We start from the raw sequence: 12,076 nt of genomic DNA, 5'->3' as shown, positions 1-12,076 counted from the left end.
GCGCTGCCCTTTCCAACGAGGAGTTTCATGTCCATTGCCCTGAAACGCGCGCCGCGGCGCGCCCTGCCGCTTGCCCGCCTGCTGGCCGCCGCGGCCGCCGTGCTGTCGATCGCGGCGCCCGCGTTCGCGCAGGCCGCGACCGTCAACGTCGTCGCCGCGGAGAATTTCTATGGTGACGTCGCATCGCAGATCGGCGGCCGCCATGTCGCGGTCACCAGCATCCTCAGCAGTCCCGACCAGGATCCGCACCTGTTCGAAGCGAGCCCGAAGACCGCGCGCGCGCTGCAGCATGCGCAGGTCGTGATCTACAACGGCGCGGACTACGATCCGTGGATGGGCAAGCTGCTCGGCGCGTCGAAGCAGGCGAAGCGCGCGACGATCGTCGTCGCGGATCTCGTCGGCAGGAAGGCCGGCGACAACCCGCACCTGTGGTACGACCCGGCGACCATGCCGGCCGCCGCGCGCGCGCTCGCGGCCGAGCTCGGCCGCGCCGATCCGGCGAACAAGGCCGACTACGACGCGAACCTGCGGAAGTTCGTCGCGTCGCTCAAGCCCGTCGACGACAAGATCGCCGCGCTGCGCGCGCGGTACAAGGGCGTGCCGGTGACGGCCACCGAGCCGGTGTTCGGCTACATGTCCGACGCGATCGGCCTCGACATGCGCAACCAGCGCTTCCAGCTCGCGACGATGAACGACACCGAAGCCAGCGCACAGGACGTCGCCGCGTTCGAGAACGACCTGCGCAAGCAACAGGTGCGCGTGCTGATCTACAACAGCCAGGCCGAAGCGCCGATGACCAAGCGCCTGCTGAAGGTCGCGCGCGACGGCGGCGTGCCGAGCGTGAGCGTCACCGAGACGCAGCCGGCCGGCAAGACCTTCCAGCAATGGATGGCCGGCCAGCTCGACGCGCTCGCGGCCGCACTTTCCGCCAGCAAGAAATGACCCACGCAACGAAATGACCGCCACTCCCCACGCACTCGCACTCGATCACGTCACGCTCGAACTGGGCGGCCGCACGATCCTGCGCGACGTCAGCTTTTCGATCGAACCCGGCGAATTCGTCGGCGTGCTCGGGCCGAACGGGGCGGGCAAGACGACGCTGATGCGCGCGGTGCTCGGCCTCGTGCCCGTCACGGGCGGCACGCTGTCGGTCGGCGACGTGCCGGTCGTGCGCGGCAACGCGTCGATCGGCTACATGCCGCAGATCAGGAGCGGCCTCGCGAATCGCCGGATGCGCGGCTACGACTTCGTCGCGATGGCCGCCGACGGCCATCGCTGGGGGCTGCCGCACACGAACGCCGCGACGCGGCGCGACGTCGACCGCGTGCTCGACCTCGTCGGCGGCCCGACGCTGGCTCGCCGGCCGCTGTCGGAACTGTCGGGCGGCGAGCGGCAGCGCCTGCTGCTCGCGCAGTGCCTGCTCGGCAGCCCGAAGCTGCTGCTGCTCGACGAGCCGCTGATCAGCCTCGATCCGAACCACCAGCGCGGCGTCGTCGAACTCGTGCGCAACGTGCAGCGCGAGCTCGGCATCACCGTGCTGTTCTCCGCGCACGAGCTGAATCCGCTCCTGAACGCGCTCGACCGCGTGCTGTATCTCGGCAACGGCGTCGCGGCGCTCGGCACCGTCGACGAGGTGATCACCAGGCCGGTGCTGTCGCGGCTCTACGGTTCGCCGATCGACGTGATGCGCGTGAACGGCAAGATCTTCGTGATGTCGGGCGACGTCGAAATCGAGAAGCACGATCACGAACACGAGGACGACGACGGCCACTCGCACGGCGGTGGCGGCGGCCATGGCCATCACCACCACGGACACGCTCATCCGGGGCATTCGCACGATGTTTGAATACGACTTCATGATCAACGCGTTCGCCGCGTCGGGGATCGTCGCGGTGCTCGCGGGCATCGTCGGCTACTTCCTGGTGCTGCGCGGACAAACCTTCGCCGGCCACGCGCTGTCGCACGTCGGGTTCACCGGCGCGACCGGCGCGGTGCTGCTCGGCATCTCGCCGATCTGGGGGATGGTCGGCTTCACGCTCGCGGCCGGAATCGGGATGGGCGCGCTCGGCGAACGGCTCGCGGGCCGCGACGTCGCGATCGGCGTGATCCTGTCGGGCGCGCTCGGCTTCGGCCTGCTGTTCCTGCACTTCTACACGTCGTTCGCGACGCAGGTCACCGCGCTGCTGTTCGGCAACGTGCTCGCGGTCAGCCACGACACGCTCGCGGTGCTGGCCGGCATCGGCGTGGTGAGCCTCGTCGCGCTCGCGCTGATCGCGCGGCCGCTGCTGTTCGCGTCGCTGCAGCCCGAACTGGCCGAAGCCAAGGGCGTGTCGCTGCGCACGGTGTCGATGCTGTTCCTCGCCGTGTGCGCGCTCGCGGTGGCCGCGGCGACGCAGATCGTCGGCGTGCTGCTGGTGTTCACGCTGCTGGTCGGGCCGGCCGCGGCCGCACAGAACGTGTCGACGCGGCTGTCGACCGGCGTGCTGCTCGCCGCGCTGTTCGCGCTGTTCGAGGCATGGGTCGGGATCGCGCTCGCGTATCACACCGACTGGCCGACGAGCTTCTGGATCACCGCGCTGTCCGCGCTCGTGTATGGGGCGAGCCTGCTGCGGCGCCACTGATCGTCGAGCGACGACAATGAAAACGCCGGCATGCCCGATGAAAGGCAGCCGGCGTTTTTCATGCTTCATGCGCGCGCGACCTGCGGCGCGCGGCGCGGATTACAGGCTTCGTGCGCCGGTCACCGTGCCAGCACTCGCGCATGATGCGCGATGTGATCGGCGATGAACGTCGAGATGAAGTAGTAACCGTGGTCGTAACCTTCATGCCGGCGCAGCGTCAGCGGCTGGCCGGCCTGCGCGCACGCGGCTTCGAACACGTCCGGGTTCAGCTGGTTCGCGAGGAACGGGTCGGCAAGGCCCTGGTCGACGAGGATGCCGTCCGCGAACTTCGGCGCATCCGCGCGCGCGACGAGTTCGCTCGCGTCGTGCTGCTTCCACGCTTCGCGAGCGTCGCCCAGGTAGCCCGAGAACGCCTTCTCGCCCCACGGGCAGCGCGTCGGCGCGGCGATCGGCGCGAACGCCGACACCGACCGGTACAGGTCGGGATGACGCAGCGCGAGCGTCAGCGCGCCGTGCCCGCCCATCGAGTGGCCGAAGATCCCGAGCCGCGCACCGTCGATCGGCAGTTCGGCCGTGACGAGATCACGCAGTTCGCCCGTCACGTACGACTCCATCCGGTAATGCGTCGACCACGGCGCTTGCGTCGCGTCGACATAGAAGCCCGCGCCGACGCCGAAATCCCACGCATCGGCCTCGCCCGCCACGCCCGCGCCGCGCGGGCTCGTATCGGGCATCACGAGTGCGACGCCGTGCTGCGCCGCATACTGCTGCGCGCCGCCTTTGATCGCGAACGTCTCCTCGGTGCACGTGAGCCCCGCGAGATAGAACAGCGCCGGCACGCGACCGTGCGCCGCCTGCGGCGGCAGGTACACCGAGAACTTCATCGGCAGGCCGATCGCCTTCGAATCGTGGCGATAGAAGCGTTGCTCGCCACCGTGGCAAGCATGCGAAGAAACGAGTTCGAGCATGGGGTTCCCTTCCGTTCAATACAGCACGATCGGGCGAATCGATTCGCCCGTCTTCATCGGTTCGACGCCGTCGTCGAGCATCTCGAGCGGCAGCGCGTGCGTGATCAGGTCAAGCCGTGCCGCGCGACACGGCGAAACCGTATCGCGCCCGGCATGATCCCCGATCCCGCCGACCATCGCGTGCGGGAAACAGTCGCCGGCTTGCCGCGAGACGTCACCGCTGTCGCGACAGGACAAGTGTCCGAGTTTAAACGCCGCTCGCGAACCACGCATCCGTTCGCGCATACAGATCGATGAAACGCGCATGGCGTGCGGCCAGCGCGCGATCGTCGCGCGGCGCGGCGACCGGCGATGCAGCCGGCGCCAGCGTGCGCAGCGCGTCGTCGCGCCAGTGCCCGAGCGCGACGCCCGCGAGCAGCGCGGCGCCGCGGGTCGCGGCGTTCGGGCAATCGACCGCGTCGAGCGACGCGCCGAGCGCATCCGCGAGCAACTGGCGCCAGCGCGGATCGACCGAGCCGCCGCCGGCAAGGCGCAGCGTCGTCACCGGATCGGCCCGGTTCGCATCGCGGATCGCATCGAGCCCCGCGCGCAACGCAAACGCGACGCCTTCGAATGCGGCGCGCATCATCGCGCCGCGCGGGTCGCCGAGCCCGAGACCGAGCCAGCCGCCGCGCGCATCCGGATTCATCCACGGCGAACGCTCGCCCGTCAGGTACGGCAGGAAGCAGAGCCGCTCCGACGCCGGCTGCGCGAACGCGTCGTCGTACGCATCGGGCCAGCCCGGGTAGCCGAGCCAGCCGCGCACGGCTTCGAGCGCGAGCCCGACGTTCTGCATCGCGGCCATCGTGTAATAGCCGCCGCCGGCCGCCGTGCGATAGCGATGCAGTCCGCGCCGGGCGGGCGGCAACGCATCCGCGAGCACGACGATCTGGCCGCCGCTGCCGGTGGTCAGCAGCGCGTCGCCGGCCGCGACGAGTCCGCTGCCGAGCGCCGCACACGCGGTATCGGCCGCCCCCGTCGCCAGCGGCACGCCGGCCGGCAGCCCCAGTGCCGCCGCGGCCTTCGCAGCGAGCACGCCGCAATGCGCGCCCGACGCCCGCACCGGTGCGAACCGGTCGGCCGGCAGACCCAGCGAGTCGATCCGCGCCGTATCCCATGCGCCGTCCGGCGTCGCGAGCGCGGTCGCGCACGCGTCGCTCGGATCGGCCGCGACCTCGCCGCCCAGCGCGATGCGCAGCCAGTCCTTCGGCTGCACGGCCCAGCGTGCGGCCGGCAGTGCCCGCGGTTCGTGGGCGGCCAGCCAGCGCAACAGCGGGCCCGCCATGCCGGGCGCGACGGGATTCGGCGCGCCGGGCCAATCGGCCGCGTCCGCTTCGCGCACCGCGCGCGTATCGGGCCACAACAGCGCGGGGCGTACCGGCTGCCCGGCCGCATCGATCAGCACGACGCCATGCATCTGGCCGGAGAAGCCGATCGCGGCGACCTGTTCGCGCTCGCCGGCCGGCAGCCGCGCGGCGGCGCGCACGAGCGCCTGCCACCACGCGTCGGGCGCGATTTCGGCCCAGCCGGGCTGCGGCGACGACAGCGCATAAGGTTCGCTCGCCACCGCGCGCTCGATGCCATCGGCGTCGAGCGTGACGAGTTTGACGGAGCCGGTACCGAGGTCGATTCCGAGCAGGCGCATGACGGGATGGTGTATCGAGTGAACGGATATCGATGATAGCGGGATCGCGACACGCGCCCCGATTTGCGCGGCGCTTTTGGCAGCGCGGCGACGCGAAAACACGGCCGTGCACGACCGGTTTCGCCGGGCTGCACCTTGCCCGCCAAAACAGCCGCTCGCGGGTAAACCCGGTACGATTTTTCGCCGGTCGTTTTTGCCACTATGCCGCGGTCGCGATACACACCATAAAGCGACCGATATTTGACACGGGGCCCCGCGCTATTTTGGAGGGCTATAAAACCGGGGAACCTCACTCCAGCGGCAGTTTCCCGATGATCGACACCCTGCTCCATGCCGAAATGGCATATCGAACCAGCAAAGAACGGAATAGAACCCAGCGCTCTTGTTGCGTGGATTCATTCCGCATAACTTCGTATCACCCCGAAAACAAGATCATGGAGTGAGACAGATGCAATCGAACACGGTCCATCCGTGCGATGAGGTGCTGCCGACCGGCAAGCTTGTAACGCTTGGTCTCCAGCACGTCCTCGTCATGTACGCCGGCGCGGTCGCCGTGCCGCTTATCGTCGGCGGCGCGCTGAAGCTGCCGAAAGACCAGATCGCGTTCCTGATCAGCGCCGATCTGTTTTCGTGCGGCATCGCCACGCTGATCCAGACGCTCGGCCTGTGGATCTTCGGGATCCGCCTGCCCGTCATCATGGGCTGCACGTTCGCGGCCGTCGGCCCGATGATCGCGATCGGCACCAACCCCGGCCTCGGCATGCTCGATATCTTCGGCTCGACCATCGCGGCCGGCATCATCGGCATCGTGCTCGCGCCGATGATCGGCAAGCTGTTGCGGTTCTTCCCGCCGGTCGTGGTCGGCACCGTGATCGCGGTGATCGGGCTGTCGCTGATGGAAGTCGGGATCAACTGGGCAGCCGGCGGCGTCGGCAACCCCGAATACGGCAGCCCCGTCTACCTCGGCCTGTCGCTGCTCGTGCTCACGCTGATCCTGCTGATCAACAAGTACGGCCGCGGTTTCCTCGCGAACATCTCGGTGCTGCTCGGCATCGTCGCCGGCTTCGTGATCGCGTTTGCGATCGGCCGCGTGAATACCGACGGCGTCGCACACGCACCGTGGGTCGGCTTCGTGATGCCGTTCCACTTCGGCCTGCCGCACTTCGACCCGCTGTCGATCGCGACGATGGTCACGGTGATGTTCGTCACGTTCATCGAATCGACCGGCATGTTCCTCGCGGTCGGCGACATGGTCGATCGTCCGGTCAACCAGGAACGCCTCGTGCGCGGCCTGCGCGTCGACGGCCTCGGCACGCTGATCGGTGGCATCTTCAACTCGTTCCCGCATACGTCGTTCTCGCAGAACGTCGGCCTGATCGGCGTGACGGGCGTGAAGAGCCGGTTCGTCTGCGCAACGGGCGGCGTGATCCTGGTGATGCTCGGCCTGTTCCCGAAGATGGCGCAGGTCGTCGCGTCGGTGCCGCCGTTCGTGCTCGGCGGCGCGGGCATCGTGATGTTCGGGATGGTGGCGGCCAACGGCATCAAGGTGCTGTCGAAGGTCGACTTCGTGAACAACGCGCACAACCTGTTCATCGTCGCCGTGAGCGTCGGCATGGGCCTCGTGCCGGTCGTGTCGCCGCACTTCTTCTCGAAGCTGCCGCCCGCGCTCGCTCCGATCCTGCACAGCGGCATCCTGCTCGCGTCGGCCACCGCCGTGATCCTGAACATCGTGTTCAACGGCGTGAAGGGCGAGAAGGACGCGCGTTGCGACATCCGCCGCGCAGGGCATGACTTCGACGGACGCCCGGCCGACGTGCATCATTGATCGGTCTGCGCCGATCCATGGCGCGATGCGGCAAAGAAAAAACGCCACGGCTTGCCGTGGCGTTTTGCTTTGCATGGGCGGGCGCACGATGCAGGCGGCGATGTCGGCGCTGACCGTCCGCACTCGCTGCAAACCGGCCGCACAAAAGAAACGCCACGGACTTTCGTCCGTGGCGTCGTCGCATTCCGGGGACCGCGACTTCAGCGAACCGGAGCGGTCGCCCGCCCCTGCCCGCCGTCGTGCTTACCCGTTCGTCGCCGCTGCCGACGCAGGCGCCGGTGCGGCCGCCTTGTCGTAGTCGACCGTCTGGTCCGGCGCGCGCGGCGTCTCGCCGGCCTGCTGGATCCAGCCGCCACCCAGCGCACGATACAGATCGACGAGGTTCGTCCAGCGGGCCAGACGCGCGTTGATCAGCGACTGCTGCGCGGTGTACAGATCAGTTTGCGCGGTCAGCACCGACAGGTAGCTGTCGACGCCGTTCTTGTAGCGCAGGTCCGACAGATCGAAACGACGCTGCTGTGCGTGCTCGTTGCGCTCGAGCGCGGCGATCTGCTGGTCGTACGTGCCGCGTGCGGCCAGGCCGTCGGACACTTCGCGGAACGCCGACTGGATCGCCTTCTCGTAGTTGGCGATCTCGATGCGCTTCTGCACGTTCGCGAGGTTCAGGTTCGCGATGTTCTGCCCGCCTTCGAAGATCGGCATCGTGATCTGCGGCGCGAACGACCACGCCGCCGTGCCGGCCTTGAACAGGCCGCCGAGCGTCGGGCTGCCGGTGCCGAACGCGCCCGTCAGCGAGATGCGCGGGAAGAACGCCGCGCGTGCCGCACCGATGTTCGCGTTCGCGGCCAGGAGCGTCTGCTCGGCCTGCATCACGTCCGGACGACGCGTCAGCAGGTCGGACGGCAGGCCGGCCGGCACGTCCGTCAGCAGGTTCTGCGCGTCGAGCGGCATGCCCGCCGGCAGATCGTCCGGCAGCGGCTCGCCGATCAGCAGCACCAGTGCGTTCAACGCCTGCGCACGCGCACGTGCCTGTGCCTGCTGGTTCGACAGCGCCTGCTCGACCACCGTCTGCGCCTGACGCAGTTCGAGCTCGGAGCCCGTGCCGTTGTCGAACTGCAGCTTCGTCAGGTCGTACGACGCCTGCGCGGTCTTCAGCGTGTTTTCCGTGACCTTCAGCAGGTCGTCGGTCGACAGCAGCGTCAGGTACTGATCCGCGACCTGCGACACGAGCGAGATCTCGGTGGCCTGCCGTGCATACGACGTCGACAGGTATTGCGCGAGCGCCTGGTCCTTCAGGCTCTGCACGCGGCCGAACAGGTCGAGCTCCCACGACGCCGACAGGCCGACGTTGTAGGCGCGCGAGATATACGGCGCGCCCGTCGTCGACAGGCCCCGCGGCACGCGCTGGATATTGCCCGTGCCCGTGCCGTCGAGCGTCGGGAACAGGCCGGCGCGCGTGATCTGGTACTGCGCGCGCGCCGCCTCGATGTTCAGCACCGCGACCCGCAGGTCGCGGTTGTTCTTCAGCGCGATCTCGATCAGCCGCTGCAGGCGCGGATCGACGAAGAATTCGCGCCAGCCGATGGCGGTCGCCGCCTGGCCGTTCGCGCTGCGCGCGCCGGCAGCACCCGGCTGCGTCGCATAGACGCCGTCGGCCGGGTACGCCGGTGCGACGGGCGCGTCGGGCCGCGTGTAATGCGGCGCCATCGTGCAACCCGTGGCAAGGAGCGCGACCGCGATTGCAGTCAAAGCGTGTTTTTGCATCATCACTGTCCCTTCTTCTCGTCGTCGCCGTGGCCGCCCTTCTCCGCCTCGTGCATGTGATCCTGCGCAAGACGCAGCGCCTGGTCGACGTCTTCCTTCTCGCCGCTGAAGATCGCGCGGATCTTCACGAAGAACATCGGGATCATGAAGATCGCGAGGAACGTCGCCGTGATCATCCCGCCGATCACGCCGGTACCGATCGCGTGCTGGCTGGCCGAACCCGCGCCGTTGCTGATCGCGAGCGGCATCACGCCGAGAATGAACGCGAGCGACGTCATCAGGATCGGACGCAGCCGCAGGCGCGCCGCTTCCAGCGCGGCCTCGATCGGCCCCATCTTCTCCGTCTGCTGCAGTTCGCGCGCGAACTCGACGATCAGGATCGCGTTCTTCGCGGACAAGCCCACCGTGGTCAGCAGGCCGACCTGGAAGAACACGTCGTTCTCGAGGCCGCGCATCGTCGCCGCGAGCAGTGCGCCCACGACGCCGAGCGGCACCACCATGATCACCGAGAACGGGATCGACCAGCTTTCATACAGGGCCGCGAGACACAGGAACACGACGAGGATCGAGATCGCGTACAGGATCGGCGCCTGCGAGCCGGACTGGATTTCCTGGAACGACAGGCCGGTCCACGAATAGCCGATACCGACCGGCAGCTTCTTCGCAAGCCCTTCCATCGCGGTCATCGCCTGGCCGGTCGACTTGCCCGGTGCGGCCTGACCCTGGATTTCCATCGCCGACACGCCGTTGTAGCGCTCGAGCTTCGGCGAACCGTACGTCCAGTGACCGGTCGCGAACGCGCTGAACGGCACCATCCCGCCCGAACCGTTGCGCACGTACCAGATGTTCATGTCCTCCGGCGTCATCCGGAACGGCGCGTCCGACTGCACGTAGACCTTCTTGATCCGGCCGTCGGTGTCGAGGAAGTTGTTCACGTACTTCGACGCCCACGCGATCGAGAACGTCTGGTCGATCGCATCCGCCGTCACGCCGAGCGCGTTCGCCTTCTCGCGATCGATGTCGACCTTGTACTGCGGCGTATCGTTCAGCCCGTTCGGACGCACGCCCTGCAGCGTCGGATCCTTCGAGGCCATCCCGAGCAGCTGGTTGCGAGCGGCCATCAGCGCATCGTGGCCGAGACCGGCGTTGTCCGTCAGCTCGAAGTCGAAGCCGGCGGCGGTGCCGAGTTCCGGAATCGACGGCGGGTTGAACGGGATCACGATCGCGTCCTTGTAGCCCGCGTAGCGGCCGAACATCCGGCCGATCAGCGCCTGGACCTTCTGGTTCGCGTGCTGACGCTGCGAGTAGTCCTTCAGGCGCACGAACACGAGACCCGAGTTCTGGCCGCGGCCGGCGAAGCTGAAGCCGTTGACCGTGAACGCCGATTCGACGATTTCCTTCTCGTCCTTCAGCAGGTAGTCGGAAATGTTCGCGAGCGTCTTCGCGGTCGTTTCCTGCGTCGACCCCGACGGCGTCTGCACGATCACGAACATCAGGCCCTGGTCTTCATCGGGCAGGAACGACTTCGGCAGGCGCACGAACAGCAGGCCAACCGCGACGATCACGACCAGATAGATGATGAGCCAGCGGCCCGAGCGCTTGATCACGTGGTGCACGCCGACGTGGTACTTGTCGCGGCTGTTGTTGAACGTGCGGTTGAACCAGCCGAAGAAGCCCTTCTTCTCCTCGTGATGCCCTTGCGGGATCGGCTTGAGGATCGTCGCGCACAGTGCCGGCGTCAGAATCAACGCGACCAGCACCGACAGCACCATCGCCGACACGATCGTCAGCGAGAACTGACGATAGATCGCGCCGACCGAACCGCCGGAGAACGCGACCGGCACGAACACCGCCGACAGCACGAGCGCCACGCCGACGAGTGCGCCGGTGATCTGGCCCATCGCCTTGCGGGTCGCCTCCTTCGGTGACAGCCCCTCTTCCGCCATCACGCGCTCGACGTTCTCCACCACCACGATCGCATCGTCCACCAGCAGGCCGATCGCGAGCACGAGGCCGAACATCGACAGCGTGTTGATCGAGAAGCCCACCAGCGACATGATCGCGAACGTGCCGAGCAGCACCACCGGCACCGCGATCGTCGGGATGATCGTGGCCCGCAGGTTCTGCAGGAACAGATACATCACGAGGAACACGAGCACGATGCCTTCGAGCAGCGTCTTGACCACTTCCTCGATCGACAGCTTCACGAACGGCGTCGTGTCGTACGGATACTTCACGACGAGGCCATGCGGGAAGAACGGTGCGAGCTCGTCGATCTTCGCGCGCACGGCCTTCGCGGTCGCGAGCGCGTTCGCGTTGGTCGCGAGCTGGATACCGAGCGCCGCGGTCGGCTGACCGTTGTACTTCGTGTCGAAGTTGTAGTTTTCGCCGCCGAGGCCGATCTGCGCGACGTCCTTCAGGCGAACCTGCGAGCCGTCCTGGTTGACCTTCAGCAGGATGTTGCCGAACTGCTCGGGCGTCTGCAGCAGCGTCGATTCGGTGATCGTCGCCTGCAGCACGGTGCCCGGCTTGGCCGGCGTGCCGCCGATCTGGCCGCCCGCGATCTGCACGTTCTGCGCGGTGATCGCGCTCGTCACGTCGACCGGCGTGAGGCCGTAGTTGGTCAGGCGGGTCGGGTCGAGCCAGATCCGCATCGCGTACTGCGAGCCGAACAGCGTGACGGTACCGACGCCGTTCAGCCGGCTGATCGGGTCCTTCACGTGCGACGCCACGAAGTTCGCGAGGTCGTACTTGTTCATGCTGCCGTCTTCGGAGTTGAAGGCGAGCACCAGCAGGAAGCTGCTGCTCGACTTCGTCACCGACAGGCCGAGCTGCTGCACGACCTGCGGCAGAACCGGCGTCGCGAGCGACAGCTTGTTCTGGACCTGGACCTGTGCGATGTCGGCGTTGGTGCCCGGCGCGAACGTCAGCGTGATCGTCGCGTTACCCGAGTCGTCACTCGTCGACGACATGTACAGGAAGTTGTCGAGACCGCTCATCTGCTGCTCGATCACCTGCGTCACCGTGTCTTCCACCGTCTTCGCGGAAGCGCCCGGGTAGTTCGCGGTGATCTGGATCGATGGCGGCGCGATCGTCGGATACTGCGCGATCGGCAGCGTGAAGATCGCCGCGACCCCGGCCAGCATCAGGATGATGGCGATCACCCACGCGAAGATCGGGCGATCGATAAAAAACTTTGCCATGAAACAGGCTC

Annotated in this window: 9 protein-coding genes; 4 read left to right on the top strand and 5 right to left on the bottom strand. The window is 67.6% G+C overall.

Annotated features, from left to right (window positions below):
- Nucleotides 1-27: 27 nt before the first annotated feature.
- The 3 genes from DIE21_RS22345 to DIE21_RS22335 are packed head-to-tail and all read left to right on the top strand — an operon-like array spanning nt 28 to nt 2,621.
- The gene (locus DIE21_RS22345) at nt 28-942 is read left to right on the top strand and encodes a metal ABC transporter solute-binding protein, Zn/Mn family (RefSeq protein WP_124499759.1); all 915 of its coding nucleotides are present in this window, start codon (nt 28-30) and stop codon (nt 940-942) included.
- A 13-nt stretch (nt 943-955) separates the two neighbouring features.
- On the top strand, nt 956-1,846 hold the full coding sequence (locus DIE21_RS22340) for an ABC transporter ATP-binding protein (protein ID WP_124499758.1): 891 nt from the start codon (nt 956-958) through the stop codon (nt 1,844-1,846).
- Nucleotides 1,839-2,621: a metal ABC transporter permease gene (locus DIE21_RS22335; RefSeq protein WP_124499822.1), complete on the top strand. Its 783-nt coding sequence runs from the start codon at nt 1,839-1,841 to the stop codon at nt 2,619-2,621. Before DIE21_RS22340 ends, DIE21_RS22335 begins: the two co-directional genes overlap by 8 nt.
- Nucleotides 2,622-2,740: 119 nt before the next feature.
- Here the strand turns inward: DIE21_RS22335 and fghA are convergent, their stop codons facing one another.
- Genes fghA through DIE21_RS22320 form a run of 3 tightly spaced genes read right to left on the bottom strand, consistent with a single transcriptional unit; the run spans nt 2,741 to nt 5,273 of the window.
- Entirely contained in the window at nt 2,741-3,589 is an 849-nt protein-coding gene (gene fghA / locus DIE21_RS22330; RefSeq protein ID WP_124499757.1) for an S-formylglutathione hydrolase, read from the bottom strand.
- 15 nt (nt 3,590-3,604) lie between these two features.
- Nucleotides 3,605-3,826 carry a hypothetical protein gene (locus DIE21_RS37320; protein WP_185642821.1) on the bottom strand — a complete coding sequence of 74 codons (222 nt, stop codon included), beginning with the start codon at nt 3,824-3,826 and terminating at the stop codon, nt 3,605-3,607.
- 10 nt (nt 3,827-3,836) lie between these two features.
- On the bottom strand, nt 3,837-5,273 hold the full coding sequence (locus DIE21_RS22320) for a xylulokinase (RefSeq protein WP_124499755.1): 1,437 nt from the start codon (nt 5,271-5,273) through the stop codon (nt 3,837-3,839).
- Nucleotides 5,274-5,721: 448 nt separating this feature from the next.
- On the opposite strand from DIE21_RS22320, the gene DIE21_RS22315 reads away from it, so the two are divergent.
- Nucleotides 5,722-7,098, top strand: a complete 1,377-nt coding sequence (locus DIE21_RS22315; protein ID WP_185642820.1) for a nucleobase:cation symporter-2 family protein — start codon at nt 5,722-5,724, stop codon at nt 7,096-7,098.
- A 243-nt stretch (nt 7,099-7,341) separates the two neighbouring features.
- Here the strand turns inward: DIE21_RS22315 and DIE21_RS22310 are convergent, their stop codons facing one another.
- Nucleotides 7,342-8,865, bottom strand: coding sequence for an efflux transporter outer membrane subunit (locus DIE21_RS22310; protein WP_124499753.1), 1,524 nt, complete (start codon nt 8,863-8,865; stop codon nt 7,342-7,344).
- On the bottom strand, nt 8,865-12,065 hold the full coding sequence (gene bpeB / locus DIE21_RS22305) for an efflux RND transporter permease BpeB (RefSeq protein ID WP_124499752.1): 3,201 nt from the start codon (nt 12,063-12,065) through the stop codon (nt 8,865-8,867). Before bpeB ends, DIE21_RS22310 begins: the two co-directional genes overlap by 1 nt.
- Nucleotides 12,066-12,076: the final 11 nt, after the last annotated feature.

This window comes from Burkholderia sp. Bp9140, assembly GCF_003853425.1.
Lineage (GTDB): Bacteria > Pseudomonadota > Gammaproteobacteria > Burkholderiales > Burkholderiaceae > Burkholderia.
Note: the sequence above shows the minus strand (reverse complement) of the source record. Positions and strands in the feature narration are given on the sequence as shown.

What these genes read in the sequence shown, in the direction of transcription:
- DIE21_RS22345 (WP_124499759.1), top strand. Translation starts at nt 28, where the DNA reads ATGTCCATTGCCCTGAAACGCGCGCCGCGGCGCGCCCTGCCGCTTGCC.
- DIE21_RS22340 (WP_124499758.1), top strand. Translation starts at nt 956, where the DNA reads ATGACCGCCACTCCCCACGCACTCGCACTCGATCACGTCACGCTCGAA.
- DIE21_RS22335 (WP_124499822.1), top strand. Translation starts at nt 1,839, where the DNA reads ATGTTTGAATACGACTTCATGATCAACGCGTTCGCCGCGTCGGGGATC.
- fghA (WP_124499757.1), bottom strand. Translation starts at nt 3,589, where the DNA reads ATGCTCGAACTCGTTTCTTCGCATGCTTGCCACGGTGGCGAGCAACGC.
- DIE21_RS22320 (WP_124499755.1), bottom strand. Translation starts at nt 5,273, where the DNA reads ATGCGCCTGCTCGGAATCGACCTCGGTACCGGCTCCGTCAAACTCGTC.
- DIE21_RS22315 (WP_185642820.1), top strand. Translation starts at nt 5,722, where the DNA reads ATGCAATCGAACACGGTCCATCCGTGCGATGAGGTGCTGCCGACCGGC.
- DIE21_RS22310 (WP_124499753.1), bottom strand. Translation starts at nt 8,865, where the DNA reads ATGATGCAAAAACACGCTTTGACTGCAATCGCGGTCGCGCTCCTTGCC.
- bpeB (WP_124499752.1), bottom strand. Translation starts at nt 12,065, where the DNA reads ATGGCAAAGTTTTTTATCGATCGCCCGATCTTCGCGTGGGTGATCGCC.